This window comes from Streptomyces triticisoli, assembly GCF_003270085.1.
GTDB classification, from domain to species: domain Bacteria; phylum Actinomycetota; class Actinomycetes; order Streptomycetales; family Streptomycetaceae; genus Streptomyces; species Streptomyces triticisoli.
On the sequence record NZ_QFDQ01000094.1, the window covers coordinates 14,410 to 29,928 of the forward strand.

Annotated in this window: 15 protein-coding genes, 1 pseudogene and 1 riboswitch; of the genes and pseudogenes, 11 read left to right on the forward strand and 5 right to left on the reverse strand. The window is 72.7% G+C overall.

The window, feature by feature from the left end; all coding sequences use genetic code 11:
- Window positions 1-18: 18 nt before the first annotated feature.
- Together DEP02_RS16025 and DEP02_RS16030 are read right to left on the reverse strand one after the other, a co-directional pair.
- A complete protein-coding gene (locus DEP02_RS16025) occupies window positions 19-948 on the reverse strand; it encodes an LLM class F420-dependent oxidoreductase (protein ID WP_112467997.1) in 930 nt (309 codons plus the stop codon).
- Window positions 949-1,000: 52 nt separating this feature from the next.
- Window positions 1,001-1,747, reverse strand: a complete 747-nt coding sequence (locus DEP02_RS16030; RefSeq protein ID WP_112467998.1) for a DUF5995 family protein — start codon at window positions 1,745-1,747, stop codon at window positions 1,001-1,003.
- 169 nt (window positions 1,748-1,916) lie between these two features.
- Between DEP02_RS16030 and DEP02_RS16035 the strand changes: the two genes are divergently transcribed.
- Entirely contained in the window at window positions 1,917-3,050 is a 1,134-nt protein-coding gene (locus DEP02_RS16035) for a glycoside hydrolase family 6 protein (RefSeq protein WP_112468030.1), read from the forward strand.
- Here the strand turns inward: DEP02_RS16035 and DEP02_RS16040 are convergent.
- Window positions 3,032-4,432, reverse strand: a complete 1,401-nt coding sequence (locus DEP02_RS16040; RefSeq protein WP_112467999.1) for a uracil-xanthine permease family protein — start codon at window positions 4,430-4,432, stop codon at window positions 3,032-3,034. The two genes, DEP02_RS16035 and DEP02_RS16040, sit on opposite strands and share 19 nt — an antisense overlap.
- A gap of 115 nt (window positions 4,433-4,547) precedes the next feature.
- Window positions 4,548-5,759, reverse strand: coding sequence for an MFS transporter (locus tag DEP02_RS16045; RefSeq protein ID WP_112468000.1), 1,212 nt, complete (start codon window positions 5,757-5,759; stop codon window positions 4,548-4,550).
- 137 nt (window positions 5,760-5,896) lie between these two features.
- Here DEP02_RS16045 and DEP02_RS16050 point away from each other — a divergent pair, with 137 nt between their 5' ends.
- Window positions 5,897-7,150, forward strand: a complete 1,254-nt coding sequence (locus tag DEP02_RS16050) for an ROK family transcriptional regulator (RefSeq protein ID WP_112468001.1) — start codon at window positions 5,897-5,899, stop codon at window positions 7,148-7,150.
- A gap of 173 nt (window positions 7,151-7,323) precedes the next feature.
- Here DEP02_RS16050 and DEP02_RS35850 read toward each other — a convergent pair.
- A pseudogene (locus DEP02_RS35850) lies at window positions 7,324-7,431 on the reverse strand (NAD-dependent epimerase/dehydratase family protein); the annotation flags it as partial.
- Between the two features lie 372 nt (window positions 7,432-7,803).
- Window positions 7,804-7,934, forward strand: a riboswitch (FMN riboswitch).
- Between the two features lie 151 nt (window positions 7,935-8,085).
- On the opposite strand from DEP02_RS35850, the gene DEP02_RS16060 reads away from it, so the two are divergent.
- The 9 genes from DEP02_RS16060 to DEP02_RS16100 all read left to right on the forward strand — a co-directional run bounded on the left by DEP02_RS16060 (window position 8,086) and on the right by DEP02_RS16100 (window position 15,502).
- A complete protein-coding gene (locus DEP02_RS16060; protein ID WP_112468002.1) occupies window positions 8,086-8,694 on the forward strand; it encodes a riboflavin synthase in 609 nt (202 codons plus the stop codon).
- Window positions 8,691-9,335, forward strand: coding sequence for a nicotinamide mononucleotide transporter family protein (locus DEP02_RS16065; protein WP_112468003.1), 645 nt, complete (start codon window positions 8,691-8,693; stop codon window positions 9,333-9,335). Before DEP02_RS16060 ends, DEP02_RS16065 begins: the two co-directional genes overlap by 4 nt.
- Entirely contained in the window at window positions 9,332-10,621 is a 1,290-nt protein-coding gene (locus DEP02_RS16070) for a bifunctional 3,4-dihydroxy-2-butanone-4-phosphate synthase/GTP cyclohydrolase II (protein ID WP_112468004.1), read from the forward strand. The genes DEP02_RS16065 and DEP02_RS16070 overlap by 4 nt, the downstream gene beginning before the upstream one ends.
- Before the next feature lie 22 nt (window positions 10,622-10,643).
- Window positions 10,644-11,129 (forward strand): 6,7-dimethyl-8-ribityllumazine synthase, encoded by a 486-nt coding sequence (ribH, locus tag DEP02_RS16075; protein WP_112468005.1) that lies wholly within the window; start codon window positions 10,644-10,646, stop codon window positions 11,127-11,129.
- Between the two features lie 33 nt (window positions 11,130-11,162).
- Window positions 11,163-11,435: a phosphoribosyl-ATP diphosphatase gene (locus tag DEP02_RS16080; protein ID WP_007491392.1), complete on the forward strand. Its 273-nt coding sequence runs from the start codon at window positions 11,163-11,165 to the stop codon at window positions 11,433-11,435.
- A 62-nt stretch (window positions 11,436-11,497) separates the two neighbouring features.
- Complete coding sequence (gene hisG / locus DEP02_RS16085) at window positions 11,498-12,349, forward strand: ATP phosphoribosyltransferase (RefSeq protein WP_112468006.1); 852 nt, start codon at window positions 11,498-11,500, stop codon at window positions 12,347-12,349.
- A gap of 21 nt (window positions 12,350-12,370) precedes the next feature.
- Window positions 12,371-12,838: a PH domain-containing protein gene (locus DEP02_RS16090; protein ID WP_112468007.1), complete on the forward strand. Its 468-nt coding sequence runs from the start codon at window positions 12,371-12,373 to the stop codon at window positions 12,836-12,838.
- A gap of 235 nt (window positions 12,839-13,073) precedes the next feature.
- A complete protein-coding gene (locus DEP02_RS16095; RefSeq protein WP_112468008.1) occupies window positions 13,074-14,420 on the forward strand; it encodes a hemolysin family protein in 1,347 nt (448 codons plus the stop codon).
- Window positions 14,417-15,502, forward strand: a complete 1,086-nt coding sequence (locus tag DEP02_RS16100; RefSeq protein WP_112468009.1) for a hemolysin family protein — start codon at window positions 14,417-14,419, stop codon at window positions 15,500-15,502. The genes DEP02_RS16095 and DEP02_RS16100 overlap by 4 nt, the downstream gene beginning before the upstream one ends.
- Window positions 15,503-15,519 lie beyond the last annotated feature (17 nt).

Here is a 15,519-nt window from a genome sequence, read left to right on the forward strand (position 1 = left end):
ACGTCTCCGCGCGGACGGTCAGATCCCGGCCGCCCGCGCCTTCTCGTACACCTCCGCGGCGACGTCCTTGAGCTCCTCGGCGTCGCGCGCGGTGCCCTGCAGGTCGACCAGGATCTCCTCCAGGCCGATCGCCGCGTGCGCGTGCAGGTCCTCGACGATCTGGTCGGCGTTGCCCTGGAAGGGGCGGCGGCCGGCGCCGTCGTGGGCCTTGGCCGAGTACGCCGGGTTCACGCGCAGCACCGTCTGGATCGGCTGCCGCCGGCCCCGCTCGGCGGCCAGGTCCCGCAACGCCTGCCACTGGCTCGCGATCTGCTCCACGCCCACGCCCACCGGCAGCCAGCCGTCGGCGTGCTCCACGAGCCGCTCCCGTGCCCTGCGGGTGCTCGCGGCCAGCAGGATCGGGATGGGCCGGGCGGGCTTGGGGCCGACCACGGCCGACCCGATCTTCGTGATCCGGCCGTCGTAGCGCACCGGGTCCGGTCCCCACACGGCCCGGCAGACATCGATGATCTCGTCCAGCACCTGGCCGCGCTCCCTGATCGGCCGGAACCCCGAGGCCGCGTACTCGTCCAGGGACCAGCCCGTGCCGAAGCCGGCGACCACCCGGCCGCCGCTGGCCGCGTCCAGCGAGGCGAGGGCCTTGGCGAGCTGGAACGGCACGTGCAGCGGCGCGACCAGCACACTGCTGCCCAGCCGGACCCGCTCGGTGGCCGCCGCGGCCAGGGCGAGCGTGACCAGCGGGTCGGCCACGTGCCGGTAGGAGTCGGGCCAGGGCAGGCCCTCGACGCCGTACAGCCCCTGGGTGGCGGGCTCCGGGAACAGGGCCCGCTCGTACACCCACACGCTGTCGTAGCCGATGCGCTCCGCGGTGCGTGCCACATCGGGCACGTCCCTGCCGAGGTGGTACTGCCGATTCTGCGGAAGGCCGAGTCCCAGACGGGTCGCCATGCCGGTGCGCTCCTTCGTGATCGTCAGTGTCCCCCGGGGCAACGTACAGTGATCACAAGGGAGTTCCGGGGAGGTCCCGTGGAGGATGTCCGGATCGGTCCGGCAGCGGGGTGAGCATCATCCGGCCGGCGAAGCCGACCGCGGCGTCCAGCCGCTGGGCGAAGTCCTCGGCCACATCGGGCAGTCGGCGCAGCGCCCACAGCGACCGAGCCGCCGACCAGGCGGCCTCCCGTGCCCGCTCCAGGCTCCACGCGCCGAGCAGATGGGTGAGCGGATCGGCGATCCGCAGCAGACCGGGCCCCGGCGTCAACTCCTCGCGGACCCGTTCCTCCAACGCCAGGAGGAGGTCGCCCACACGGTCGAACTCGCCCTCCACGTCGGCCGGTTCGCACCGCAGCGCACGGCAGGTGTCCACCACGGCGAGCGCCAGGTCGTGCCCGATGTGCGCGTTGAGGGCCGCCAGCGCGAACTGCGAGGGCCGTACGCCGGGATGGAGGCGCGACTCCAGCAGCGGCCGCCAGCAGGCCGGCGCCCGCCGCCCCTCGGCCGCCGCGTCCACGGCGGCGAGGTACCGCTCGGCACAGCGTACGTCCAGCGGGGTGGCGGCCGGGGTGGCGCCGGACCTGGCGGCCGGGATGGCGCCGGACCGCCGTGCGGCCGTCCCGGTGACGCCGAGGTAGACGCGGTTGAAGACCGCGACCCCGTCGCGCTCGGGCAGCGCGACGGCCAGGTCGCGCATCCGGGCGACGACCGCCTCCACGGTGACCGGGCCGCGGGTGAGTTGTGCCGATTGCCCCATGGGGGCAGCGTCCCAGGATTAGGCTGACCCGGGTGCCGACGGGCCCGACGCTTCCCCGGAACGGGGGAACGCGCCCGTCGCACGGAACGAGCAGAGGGGGAGCGGTACCGTGTCAGGCTCGCGTGCCCGGCGCCCGGCCGCCCGCAGGGCCGAGCGCGGGCGCTCCGCCCTGGTCGCGGTCGCGGCCGTGGTGGTGGCGGCCGGGACGGCCACCGGGATGATGTCGGCGCTCGGCGCCGGGACCGAGGCGGACACGGCCGGATCCCGGCCGGCCGCCACGTCGAGCCTGGTGCCTCTGCCGGCCCCGTCCCCGACGGCCATGGTGCCCGCCGTCTCGTCCCCGCCCCCATCCCCTTCCGCGTCTCCGTCCGCCTCGTCGAGTACGCGCGCGCGTCCGAGGCCGTCCGGCACCGGCGCGGCCGGGAGGCGACGGGCCCCCGCCGTGTCCTCCCGGCTCTACCGCCACCCCGACTCCCAGGTGCTCGACTGGGTCCGAGCCCATCCCGGCGACCCGCGCACCCCGGTCATCGCCTCCCGCGTCGCCGCCCACCCGGCCGCGGTGTGGTTCGCCGACTACACGCCGTCGACGATCACCACGCGGGTCCGTGCGGTCACCTCCGCCGCGGGCACCAGGGTGCCCGTCCTCGTGCCGTACGCGATCCCGGACCGCGACTGCGGCGGCGCGTCCGAGGGCGGCGCGCCCGACCTGAGGGCCTACGACGCCTGGATCGACGCCTTCGCGGCCGGGCTCGGCTCGGGCGAGGTCGTCGTCGTGCTGGAGCCGGACTCCGTCGCCCAGTCCGACTGCCTCTCCGGGGCCGGGCGGGCCGGCCGCTTCGCGTCGCTGGCCCGCGCGGGACGCGTCCTGAAGGCCGCGAACCCGCACGCGCGCGTGTACTACGACGCCGGGCACTCCCACTGGAACTCCGCCCAGCGGCAGGCGGCCCTGCTGAAACAGGCGGGCGCGGCCTCGCCCGCCTCCTCCGACGGGGTCTTCAGCAACGTGTCCAACTTCCGCGCCACCGCCGACGAGATCGCCTACGACCGCCGGGTCCTCGACGCCCTCGGCGGCCCCGCGGGTCTGGGCGCCGTGATCGACACCAGCCGCAACGGCAACGGCGCCCCGCCCGACGGCCAGTGGTGCGACCCGCCCGGCCGCAGGATCGGCCGGGCGCCGTCCCTGGCCACGGGCGAGGCGAGGATCGAGGCCTACCTGTGGGTGAAGGTGCCGGGGGAGTCGGACGGCTGCAGGGGCGAGCCGGGGACGTTCACCCCGTCGTACGCCTACGACTTGGCGCGCTGAGTGTCCTCGGTCTCCTCGCTGTACGACGACGTGCCCTCGTCCAGCAGCGGCTCCTGCTTCTTGAGATGGGCGGGGGCGAACGCGCGCAGCGCGTGGTACCCGGTGATGACCACCAGGGTGCCGAGCGCGATGCCGCTGAGGGAGAAGGTGTCGGTGAACTTCATGGTGACGTTGCCGACGCCGATGATGATGCCCGCCGCGGCCGGCACCAGGTTCAGCGGGTTGCGCAGATCGACCTTGGCGTTGATCCATATCTGCGCGCCGAGCAGTCCGATCATGCCGTACAGGATGACGGTGATGCCGCCGAGCACTCCGCCCGGGATCGCGGCCACGATCGCGCCGAACTTGGGACAGACGCCGAACAGCAGCGCGAAGCCGGCGGCGGCCCAGTACGCGGCGGTGGAGTAGACGCGGGTCGCGGCCATCACGCCGATGTTCTCGGAGTACGTGGTGTTGGGCGGACCGCCCACGGCCGTCGACAGCATGGAGGCGGCGCCGTCCGCCGAGATCGCGGTGCCGAGCTTGTCGTCCAGCGGATCGCCGGTCATCTCGCCGACCGCCTTCACGTGCCCGGTGTTCTCCGCGATGAGCGCGATGACGACGGGCAGCGCGACCAGGATCGCCGACCACTCGAACGACGGGCCGTGGAAGGACGGCAGCCCGATCCAGTCGGCCTTGCCGACGCCGGAGAGGTCCAGGCGCCAGTGGTCGGTGAGCCTTCCGCTCGCGTCCACCGAGTGGATCTTGCCGAAGATCCGGTCGAAGGCCCAGGAGATGCCGTAGCCGAAGACCAGCCCGAGGAAGATCGCGATGCGGGACCAGAAACCGCGCAGGCAGACGACGGCCAGCCCGGTGAACAGCATCACCAGCAGAGCCGTCCACTGGTCCTGCGGCCAGTAGGTGGAGGCGGTCACCGGGGCCAGGTTGAAGCCGATCAGCATGACGACCGCGCCGGTGACGATCGGCGGCATCGAGGCATGGATGATCCGCGCCCCGAAGCGCTGCACGGCGAGGCCAGCCAGGAACATCGCGACGCCGACGACGAAGACCGCGCCGGTCACGGTCGCGCTCGTGCCGCCGCTCGCCCGGATGGCCGCGGCGACGCCCACGAAGGACAGGGAACAGCCCAGATAACTGGGGATCCGGCCGCGGGTGGCCAGCAGGAAGATCACGGTCGCGGCGCCCGACATCATGATCGCGAGGTTGGGGTCGAGGCCCATCAGCACGGGGGCGACGAAGGACGCGCCGAACATGGCCACGACGTGCTGGGCGCCGAGTCCTGCCGTGCGGGGCCAGGAGAGCCGTTCGTCGGGCCGGACGACCGCCCCGGGTGCGGGTGTCCGTCCGTCACCGTGCAGCTTCCAGCGCACGCCGAGGTCCATGGTGGGGTTTCGCTTTCTCGCTGTATGAAGACTGTCCGAACCATTGTCGGGGGTGCCTGGGGGTCCTTCGTCCCCGCGGTCCCGGTCGAGCTCGCGCGGACCCGGAGCCGGAGAGTCAGGGCCGCGGGTCGGGAACCGCAGCGCTTGCGGCGCTGACCTCCGGCCGGTTGCGGTCGCCGGCCCTGAGCACCCCGGCGAAGCCGACGAGGCCGCAGGCCAGCAGCGCGACCAGGGCGAAGGAGACCACGAGGCTGGTCGCCTGGGCCAGTCCGCCGATCGCGCTCGGCGCGATCAGCCCGGAGGTGTAGGTGATGGTCGCGACGCCGGCGATGGCCTGGCTGGGGTTCGGCCCGCTGCGGCCGGCCGCGGCGAAGCACAGCGGCACGACGACCGCGATGCCGAGGCCCATCAGCGCGAATCCGGTCATCGCCACGGCGGGATGGCTCCCCAGGACGATGAGCAGGCCGCCGAGGACCGCCAGGACGCCGCTCGTCCGCACCGTGCGCACCGCGCCGAAGCGGTCCACCACCCGGTCGCCCGCGATCCGGGCGACGGCCATGGTGAGCGTGAAGCCGGTGGTGCAGGCCGCCGCGAGACCGGCCGAGGCCTCCAGCTGGTCCCGCAGGTACACCGCCGACCAGTCCAGGCTCGCGCCCTCCGCGAACACCGCGCAGAACCCGACCGCGCCGATCAGCAGCGCCGACTTCGGCGGCAGCGCGAACCGCGGCGGCGGCTCCTCGTCCTCGGCGGGCTGCAGATCGAGGACCCAGGCGCAGGCGGCCACGCCCAGCACGGTCAGCACGGCGGCGGCCAGGGCGTGGTGCAGCCGGGCGTCCGAGCCGAGGTGCGCGGCGACCGTGCCGGCCGCCGAGCCGACCAGGGCGCCCACGCTCCACATGCCGTGCAGACCGGACATGATCGAGCGGTCGAGCCGGCTCTCGACCTCCACACCGAGGGCGTTCATGGCGACGTCCGCCATGCCCGCCGTGGCGCCGTAGACGAACAGGCCGAGGCACAGGGTGAGGAGGTTCGGGGCCAGGGAGGGCAGGACGAGGGAGAGCGTCCACAGAGCGATCAGTCCGCGCAGTGCGTTGCGGGCGCCGAAGCGGTGGCTGATGCCGCCCGCGAGCGGCATCGCGAGGGAGGCGCCGAGAGCGGGGAACGCCAGCGCGAGCCCGAGTTGCCCGGGACTGAGCGAGGCGTGCTCCTGGATCCACGGCACGCGGGTCGCGAACGAGCCGGTGACGGCGCCATGCACGGCGAAGACGGCCGCGACGGCGTACCGGGCGCGCCGGACCTCGCGCTGCCGGTGGACCACTGCACTCATTGTCCGGCCCCTCCCGGGCTGTGTGTCGCCACGCCCCTGGCGTGAAACATGCCGACGCAAACTATCAGGGAGCCTGCCTGATAAAAAACGGAAACACGGCCGCCCGGTGCGGTCCGCCGATCTGGGAGGATCCCGGCATGCCCGCATCCCCGAGCACCGCCCGGGCCATCAACGACCGGCTCGCCCTGCGGCTGCTGCAGCAGGAAGGACCGCTGACGGCCGGGCAGTTGAAGCAGCTCACCGGCCTGTCCCGGCCGACGGTCGCCGATCTGGTCGAACGCCTGACGGTGTCCGGCCTGATCACCGTGGTGGGGGAGTCCAGGGAGCAACGGCGCGGCCCGAGGGCACGGTTGTACGGCATCGTCGCCGACCGTGCCCACCTCGCCGCCCTCGACGTGCGCACCGAGAGCGTCGCGGTGACCGTGTCCGACCTGCTGGGCCGGGAGTTGGCCGAGGCGTGCGCGCCGATCGGCGGGGACACCGGCACCGGACCCGCGGTGGAGCAGGCGGTCACGCTGGTGGAACGGGTGGCCGAGGAGGCGGGGGCGACGGGGGCGCTCCCGCACGAGCCCGTTCGAGCACGGGGGAGGCTGCACACGGTCGGCATCGGCGCCCCGGGCCTGATCGACCCGGTCACGGGCGAGCTGCGGAACTCCACGGGCCTGCCCGAGTGGCACCGCCGACTGGTGGCCGTACTGCGGGAGCGGCTGCCGCACGCCCGCGTCATCGTCGAGAACGAGACCAACCTCGCCGCGCTGGCCGAGCAGCGTGACGGGGCCGCCCGGGGGCGGGACACGTTCGTGCTGCTGTGGCTCGGCCACGGCACGGGGGTGGCCGTCGTCCTGGACGGTGCGTTGCGCCGCGGGGCCTTCGGCGGTGCGGGTGAGATCGGCTTCCTCCCCGTCCCGGGCACCGGAGCGCTCCCCTCGGCGACGGACTGCACCGGCGGCTTCCACTCCCTGGCGGGAGCGGCGGCGGTGGTGGAACTGGCGCGCGACCACGGGCTGTCGGGCCAGGTGACGGGACGGGAGCCGACCGCCGCGGAGCTGGTACGGCACGCGGTGGCGGCGGACGCGACACGGGCCGCGCGCTTCCTGGACGACCTCGCCGATCGCGTCGCCCTCGGGGTCGCGTCGGTCGTGGCCGTCCTGGACCCTGGGTGCGTGGTCCTGGGCGGCGAGGTGGGGCAGGCCGGTGGGGACGTCCTCGCCGCGCGCGTGGGGGAGCGGGTCGGGAGGATGTCCCCACTGCTCACGGAGGTGCGGGCGAGCTCCTTGGGAGGAGGGGCGGTGCTGCGCGGGGCGCTCCTGACGGCCCGCGAGCGGGCCCAGGGCGAGCTGTTCGCACCGTCCGTCCCACCCACCTGTCCGTCTCGGTGGGGCGAGGCGTGACCGCCCCTCGGGCTTCGGCGGGGGCCGTGCCCCCGCCCGCCTCTCGCCCCTGCCGGCCGCTCCTGAACCGCCCTGCCAGGTACTCCTCGAACGTCCGCTTCCGCACGGCCTGCACGGCCGGCCGCGGAGCGAGATGGCCGCCCTCGCGCAGATCGACGGCGCACGACGGCGACGACGGCGTACGGCGGTGTGCGCCGGCTGAGCACCCGCATCTCGCGCCCGTCCGCGCGCAGCCGTTCGACGACGTGCCGGCCGAGCGTTCCGGTGCCGCCGGTCACCAGGATCGTGGGCATGGTGGTTCCGTCCCTTCGGGTGTCGGCGGGGGCGCGTCGGCCGGTCTCCGTACGAAGTCCGGCTCGGCCGGGTTCACCGACGCCCGCACCCGCTCCGCAACTCCTCGGCGGACGCCGTGCGTTCCGGCCGCCGCGGCGCAACGCGCCTGCGCCACGGACCGGTTGACCCGCCTGGTCTAGTCCACTTAGTGTCTGACGTCCGTGCAGACCGGTCCGGCGGCGGTGACGACGGCCCTTGCCCGTCGCCGGACCTCCACGCCCGCACGGCGACCGGGCCCACGACACGCTCTGTGAGCCACCCCACACCGTCCGCCCGTATGGACGCCGACCGGACGTGGCACACTGGCCCTGTACCAGTAGCAGCGCACTCCGGGGTCGGTGAAACTCCGAACCGGCGGTCAAAGTCCGCGACCCGGCCGCTTCCAGCGGTCGGTTGACCAGGTGAAATTCCTGGACCGACGGTTAAAGTCCGGATGGGAGGCAGTGCGCGGCGAGCGAGCACACACGTGTGCGCGTCGCCGTATCTGGGCTCGCCCTTCCGGGCGGCCCCGTCCGGCGTCGTCCCGAGTGTCCTCGTTCGTGCAGTCTGTCGTCATCGACAACCCCGGAGTCCGTGCCCGAAGAGGCAGGAGGACCCGGGAAGTGTTCACCGGAATCGTCGAAGAGCTGGGCGAGGTCACCGCCGTCGAAAACCTCGGCGACGCCGCCCGCTTCCGGCTCCGCGGCCCCGTCGTGACCCAGGGCGCCCGGCACGGAGACTCCATCGCCGTCAACGGGGTCTGTCTCACCGTCGTCGAGCACGAGGGCGACGAGTTCACCGCCGACGTCATGGCGGAGACCCTCAAGCGCTCCAGCCTCGGCGTCCTCACCGCCGGCTCCCGCGTCAACCTCGAACGCCCCACCGCGGTGGGCGCCCGCCTGGGCGGCCACATCGTGCAGGGACACGTCGACGGCACCGGCGCGATTCTGGACCGCACGCCCTCCGAGCACTGGGAGATCGTGAAGATCTCACTCCCTGCGGACCTCGCGCGCTACGTCGTGGAGAAGGGCTCCATCACCGTCGACGGCATCAGCCTCACCGTCGTCGAGGCCGGTGACGAGCACTTCACCGTCAGCCTCATCCCCACCACCCTCGCCCTGACCACCCTGGGCCTGAAGCAGCCCGGCGACCCGGTCAACCTCGAGGTGGACGTCGTCGCCAAGTACGTCGAGCGGCTGCTCGGCGACCGCGCCCGGGGAGCCGACCGGTGAACTGGCTCAACTCCGAGGCCTTCACCGTCCTCGGGCAGCACATCAAGTGGTCGGACATGATCGGCAACGTCATCGGCCTGACCGCCCTGGCGTTCGGCTGGCGGCGCTCCATCTGGAGCTGGCCCACCCAGTTCCTCTCCGGCCTGATCCTCTTCGCCGCGTTCGCCACCGCCCACCTGTCCGGCAGCGCCGGCAAGCAGATCGTCGTCATGGTCGTCGCCGTCTACGGCTGGCGGCAGTGGAACCGCGGCAGGAACCGGGCGGAGGACGGCCACATCGCCGTACGATTCGCCACCTGGCGCGAGCGTGCCGCCCTGCTCGGCGCCGCCACCCTCGGCACCATCGCCGTCTCCGGCCTGTTCCACGCCTACCCGTCGCTGTCCTGGGACCCCTGGCCCGACGCCTACATCTTCGTCGGTACGATCATCGCCATGTACGCCCAGGCGCGGGGCATGGTCGAGTTCTGGTTCGCCTGGCTCCTCGTCGACCTCGTCGGCGTCCCGCTCAACTTCGCCAACGGCTTCGCCTTCTCCGGCTTCGTCTACGTCATCTACGGCGCACTCGTCCTGTGGGGCATGCGCGACTGGTGGCTGCGCACCCGCAAGGACGCGCGGCCGGTCCTGGAAGGAGCGCCCGCATGACCGCGGCACCTGTTCTCCACAGCCCTGACGACACCGAGGACCTCTCCCTCGACCCGATCGAGCAGGCGATCGCCGACATAGCGGCCGGCCGCCCGGTCGTGGTCGTCGACGACGAGAACCGCGAGAACGAGGGCGACCTCGTCATCGCCGCCGAGAAGGCGACCCCCGAGATCGTCGCCTTCATGATGAGCGAGTGTCGCGGCCTGATCTGCGCCCCCATGGAGGGCGAGGAACTGGACCGGCTCGAGCTGCCGCAGATGGTGGAGGAGAACACCGAGTCGATGAAGACCGCGTTCACGGTCTCCGTCGACGCCTCCGCCGAGCACGGTGTGACCACCGGCATCTCCGCCTCCGACCGCGCCACCACCCTCCAGTTGCTGGCGAGCGGCACCGCCGAGCCCACCGACCTCGTCCGGCCCGGCCACGTCTTCCCGCTGCGCGCCCGCCCCGGCGGGGTTCTCGTCCGCGACGGCCACACCGAGGCCGCCGTCGACCTCGCCCGGCTCGCGGGGCTGCGTCCGGCCGGCGCGATCGTCGAGATCGCGGGCGAGGACGGCTGTATGCTCCGCCTGCCCGAGCTGGTCGTCTTCGCCCGCAAGCACGGCCTGACGATCATCTCCATCGAGGACCTGATCGCCTACCGCCGCAGCAGTGAGCCCACCGTCCGCCGCGAGGCCGAGGTCCACCTGCCCACCGCGCACGGCGTCTTCACGGCGTACGGCTACCGCTCCACCGTCGACGGCGTCGAGCACGTCGCCCTCGTCCACGGCGAGATCGGCGACGGCGAGGACGTCCTGGTCCGCGTCCACTCCGAGTGCCTGACCGGTGACGTCTTCGGCTCCCAGCGCTGCGACTGCGGCCCCCAGCTGGACACCTCCCTGGAGCGCATCCAGGCCGAGGGCAGGGGAGTGGTGGTCTACCTGCGCGGCCACGAGGGACGCGGCATCGGCCTGATGTCCAAGCTGCGCGCCTACGAGCTCCAGGAGCGCGGCCGGGACACCCTCGACGCCAACCTCGAACTCGGCCTGCCCGCCGACGCCCGCGACTACGGCGCCGGCGCGCAGATCCTGCAGGACCTCGGCGTCATGAGCGTCCGCCTGATGACCAACAACCCCGACAAGACCGACGCCCTGCTCCACCACGGCCTGAAGGTCACCGGGCGGGAGCCGATGCCCGTCCAGGCCGGCGAGCACAACCTCCACTACCTGCGCACCAAGCGGGACCGGATGGGCCACGACCTGCCCTGGCTGGACACCACCACCGTGTCCACCTGCGGCAACCAGTAAGCACGGAAAAGCGAGGAGACACGTGAGCGGCAAGGGTGCACCGGAACTGTCGGTCCGTAACGTCGGGGACCTCAGGGTCGCCGTCATCGCGGCGCAGTGGCACGAGAAGGTGATGGACGGACTGGTGGACGGCGCCCTGCGCGCCCTGCACGAACTGGGGATCGACGAGCCGACCCTGCTCCGCGTCCCCGGCAGCTTCGAGCTCCCGGTGGTGGCCAAGGTGCTGGCCGGCCGCGGCTACGACGCGATCGTCGCCCTCGGCGTCGTCATCCGCGGCGGCACCCCCCACTTCGACTATGTGTGCCAGGGCGTCACGCAGGGGCTGACCCAGGTGTCGATCGAGACCGGTGTGCCCGTCGGCTTCGGCGTGCTCACCTGTGACACCGAGGAGCAGGCCCTGGACCGGGCGGGCTTGGCGGGCTCCAGCGAGGACAAGGGACATGAGGCGGTCACCGCGGCGGTGGCGACCGCGGCGACGCTCCGTTCGGTATCCGAACCCTGGCGGTGAGCGCCGCCCGGAGCGCGTAGGGTTGGCACCACCATGTCCAAGAAGACGTTCGAGGAGCTCTTCACCGAGCTCCAGCACAAGGCCGCCCACGGCGATCCCGCCACCTCCCGGACCGCCGAGCTGGTCGGCAAGGGGGTCCACGCCATCGGCAAGAAGGTCGTCGAAGAGGCCGCAGAGGTCTGGATGGCCGCCGAGTACGAGGGCAAGGAGGCGGCCGCCGAGGAGATCTCGCAGCTGCTGTACCACGTCCAGGTGATGATGGTCGCCCGCGGCATCTCCCTGGACGACGTCTACGCCCACCTCTGAGCACCGCCCGCACACCGTCCCGTACGCCACGAACACGTCAACGAACGAAGGAAGCCGACCTCATGCTGCGCATCGCCGTCCCCAACAAGGGTTCACTCGCCGGCCCTGCGGCGGAGATGCTGCATGAGGCCGGCTACCAGCAGCGACGCGAGTCCAAGGAGCTGCGGATCGTCGACCCGACCAACGAGGTCGAGTTCTTCTACCTCCGCCCCCGCGACATCGCGATCTACGTCTCCACCGGCCGCCTCGACATCGGCGTCACCGGTCGTGACCTGCTCGTCGACTCCGGAGCGGGCGCCGAGGAGATCCTGCCGCTCGGCTTCGCCCGCTCCACCTTCCGCTACGCGGCCAAGCCCGGCACCGTCGGCGACGGCATCGCCGACCTGAACGGCAAGACGGTCGCCACCTCCTACGAGGGCATCGTCGCCAAGCACCTCGCCGACAGCGGCATCGACGCTTCCGTCGTCCACCTGGACGGCGCCGTCGAGACCGCCATCGAACTCGGCGTCGCCGAGGTCATCGCGGACGTCGTCGAGACCGGCACCTCGCTGCGCAACGCCGGCCTCGTGGTCGTCGGCGAGCCGATCATGAAGTCCGAGGCGATCGTCGTCCGCCGCACCGGCGCGGACGCCGAGGAGCCCAAGGTGCAGCAGTTCCTGCGCCGCCTCCAGGGCGTCCTGGTGGCCCGGACGTACGTGATGATGGACTACGACTGCCGGGTCGAGCAGCTGGAGAAGGCCGTCGCGCTCACCCCGGGCCTGGAGTCCCCGACCATCTCCCCACTGCACAACGAGGGCTGGGTCGCCGTGCGCGCCATGGTCCCGGCCAACGAGGCCCAGCGGGTCATGGACGACCTGTACGAGATCGGCGCCCGTGCCATCCTGACCACGGCCATCCACGCCTGCCGCCTCTGAGGGACGAGAGAGCACACGACGATGTCCGACCTGCCCGCACTTCCCGTCACCTTCCGGCCGGGGCGCACCCGGGCCGTCCTGCTCACCGCCGCTGTCGCCCTGTTCGTGGCGATGACCGTCGTCGCGCTGCTGCTGGAACAGCTCAGCCCCGGCGAGCGCATCAGCTTCGTCTTCACCGGCGCCCTGCTGGCCTGGATCCCGGTCCTGCTCGCCCGGCCGAAGGTGGTCGCCGACGACTCCGGTGTCACCGTCGTCAACATCGTCGGACGGCGCCACCTGGCCTGGGCGGAGATCCTGCAGGTGAACCTGCGCCCCGGCGACCCGTGGGTGTTCCTGAACCTCAGCGACGGCACCAGCCTGCCCGTGCTCGGCATCCAGCCGGGCATCGCCAAGCAGCGCGCCATCGCAGACGCGCGCACCCTGCGCGCGCTCGTCGAGGCCCGGTCCATCCAGGACCCCGAGCGGTCCGAGGACGAACCTCAGGGCTGAGTCGGGGACGTCCACCCTGATGCGTGGGGCCCCGTCTTGAATATTCTGTTGGGCGGAGGCGTTGTCCGACTGCGCCCCCGCCCCTGAGTTCCGCCCGGTGCCAGGGGCTCCTGCTACCCGAGGAGTGACTCCCTCCGGCGATGGACGGATCGTCCTGCAGTACCTGCGCCGCCCCCTGCCGACATAGCGCCGACCGCCCGACCGCGGTTCGCGCGCACGCGGAGGCGGCGGCATCATGACCATCCCCCTGCTGCTCCTGGCAGCGGCATTCCTGCTGATCCTGGCCAACGGCTTCTTCGTCGCGGCCGAGTTCGGCCTGGTCACCGTCGAGCGCCCGGACGCCGAGAAGGCCGCCGCCGAAGGCGACCCACGGGCCCGTACGGTCGTCGAATCCCTCAAGGAGCTGTCCTTCCAGCTCTCCGGCACCCAGCTCGGCATCACGATCACCTCTCTGGTGGTCGGCATGCTCGCCGAACCGGCACTGGCCCGGCTGCTGCGCGGCCCGTTCACGGCGGTCGGCATACCCGACGGGGCCGTCTCCGGGGTCGCCGTGGTCGTCGGCATGCTGCTGGCCTCGGCGGTCCAGATGGTGATCGGCGAGCTCGTACCCAAGAACTGGGCGGTGTCCCGGCCCCTGCAGGTCGCGCGCTTCGTGGCCGGCCCGCAGCACGTCTTCTCACGCCTGTTCCACCCGGTGATCGCCACGCTGAACGCGGTCGCCAACCGGCTGGTGCGCGCCCTGGGCGTCGAACCCACCGAGGAGCTGGCCTCCGCCCGTACCCCGGGCGAGCTGGTCTCGCTGGCCCGCCACTCGGCCCGGGCCGGCGCCCTCGAACCGGACACCGCGGACCTCTTCGTGCGCACCCTGTCCCTGGGCGACCTGACCGCACAGCACGTCATGACCCCGCGCGTGAAGGTCAGCGCCCTGCAGTCCTCGGCGACCGCCGAGGACGTGGTCAACCTGACCCGCGCCACCGGCCTGTCCCGCTTCCCCGTCTACTACGAGAAGATCGACGAAGTCGTCGGCATGGTCCACCTCAAGGACGCCCTCGCGGTGCCGGCGCACGAGCGGCTGCGCACCCCCGTGGGCCGTATCGCCCGCCCGGCGCTGCTGGTCCCCGAGACCCTGCCGGTGCGGCCCCTGCTCGCCCGGCTGCGCAGCGAGCAGCCCATCGCCGTCGTGGTCGACGAGTACGGCGGCACGGCGGGCGTCGTCACCCTGGAGGACATCGTCGAGGAACTCGTCGGCGAGGTCCGCGACGAGCACGACGCCACGGACGTGCCCGAGCTCGCCCCCGCCCTGCCGGAGGACGGCCGGCCCACCTGGGACGTCGACGGCGGCTGCCGCGTCGACCTGCTGCAGCGCATCGGCCTGGACGTGCCCGAGGGCCCGTACGAGACCGTCGCGGGCCTGGTCGCCGACCTGCTCGGCCGCATCCCGGCCCCCGGCGACCGGGCGGAGCTGCCCGGCTGGCGGCTGGCCGTGCGCCAGGTCGGGCACTACCGCGCGGAGCGGGTACGGCTGGTCCGCACCGCCCCCGCGGCGGACGCGGTCGCGGCCGTGGTGGAGGCTGCCCGATGAGCCTGCTCCAACTGCTCTTCGCCGCGCTGCTCGTGCTCGCCAACGGCTTCTTCGTCGGTGCCGAGTTCGCTCTCGTCTCCGTCCGCCGCAGCCAGATCGAACCGCTCGGCACCGCCCGGGCCCGCCAGGTGCTGCACGGCCTGGAGCGGCTGCCGCAGATGATGGCCGCCGCCCAGTTCGGCATCACCGTCTGCTCGCTGACCCTGGGCGCCGTCGCCGAACCGACGGTGACCCGTCTGCTGGAGCCGGTGTTCACCTGGCTGCGCCTGCCCGGCGGCGTGGTCCACCCGCTCGGCTACGTCATCGCGCTCGTGGCCGTGGTCTTCTTCCACCTCGTCATCGGCGAGATGGTGCCGAAGAACCTCGCCATGGCCGCACCGGAGAAGACCGCGCTGTGGCTCGGCCCCGGCCTGGTCGCCTTCGCCGGCCTGTGCCGGCCGGTCACGGCCGCGCTCGGGGCCTGCGCCAAGGGTGTCCTGCGGCTGTTCCGCGTCGAGCCCAGGGACGAGGTCGAGGCCGCCTGCACAAGGGCGCAGCTCAACCGGCTGGTGGAGGACTCCCGCCAGGCAGGACTGCTGGACCCCGAGGAGCAGGAGCGTCTGGAGGACGCGCTGGAGCTGGGCTCCCGCCCGGTCACCGATGTCCTGCTGGGGCGCGAGGCACTGGTGACGGTCAGCCCGTCGGTCACCCCCGGCGAGATCGTCGCGCTCACCGCCCGCACCGGCTACTCCCGCTTCCCGGTCGCCGCCGGCAGCGGCGCCTTCATGGGCTACCTCCACGTCAAGGACGTCCTGGACCTGGAGGACTCCGACCGGGCCGTACCGCAGCGGATATGGCGCCCGATGACCACCCTGCGCGCCGAGCTGCCGCTCGACGACGCCCTGACGGTCATGCGCCGGGCGGCCACCCACCTGGCCCAGGTGGCGGACCCCTCCGGCAAGGTGCTGGGCCTGGTCACCCTGGAGGACGTCCTGGAACTCCTGGTGGGCGAGGTACGGGACCCGGCGCACCGGGTGGCGACGGAGATACGGCTCACGGAGCTGCGGGGGAGCGGCGATCCGGAGGAGGTACTGGTGACGTAGTACCCGGCTGCGGGCAT

Excerpts from the sequence above, each read along its gene's own strand:
- DEP02_RS16080 (WP_007491392.1), top strand. The coding sequence starts at position 11,163 with ATGTCCAAGAAGACGTTCGAGGAGCTCTTCACCGAGCTCCAGCACAAG.
- DEP02_RS16025 (WP_112467997.1), bottom strand. The coding sequence starts at position 948 with ATGGCGACCCGTCTGGGACTCGGCCTTCCGCAGAATCGGCAGTACCAC.
- DEP02_RS16090 (WP_112468007.1), top strand. The coding sequence starts at position 12,371 with ATGTCCGACCTGCCCGCACTTCCCGTCACCTTCCGGCCGGGGCGCACC.
- DEP02_RS16040 (WP_112467999.1), bottom strand. The coding sequence starts at position 4,432 with ATGGACCTCGGCGTGCGCTGGAAGCTGCACGGTGACGGACGGACACCC.
- DEP02_RS16050 (WP_112468001.1), top strand. The coding sequence starts at position 5,897 with ATGCCCGCATCCCCGAGCACCGCCCGGGCCATCAACGACCGGCTCGCC.
- DEP02_RS16070 (WP_112468004.1), top strand. The coding sequence starts at position 9,332 with ATGACCGCGGCACCTGTTCTCCACAGCCCTGACGACACCGAGGACCTC.
- DEP02_RS16045 (WP_112468000.1), bottom strand. The coding sequence starts at position 5,759 with ATGAGTGCAGTGGTCCACCGGCAGCGCGAGGTCCGGCGCGCCCGGTAC.
- DEP02_RS16030 (WP_112467998.1), bottom strand. The coding sequence starts at position 1,747 with ATGGGGCAATCGGCACAACTCACCCGCGGCCCGGTCACCGTGGAGGCG.
- hisG (WP_112468006.1), top strand. The coding sequence starts at position 11,498 with ATGCTGCGCATCGCCGTCCCCAACAAGGGTTCACTCGCCGGCCCTGCG.
- DEP02_RS16095 (WP_112468008.1), top strand. The coding sequence starts at position 13,074 with ATGACCATCCCCCTGCTGCTCCTGGCAGCGGCATTCCTGCTGATCCTG.
- DEP02_RS16100 (WP_112468009.1), top strand. The coding sequence starts at position 14,417 with ATGAGCCTGCTCCAACTGCTCTTCGCCGCGCTGCTCGTGCTCGCCAAC.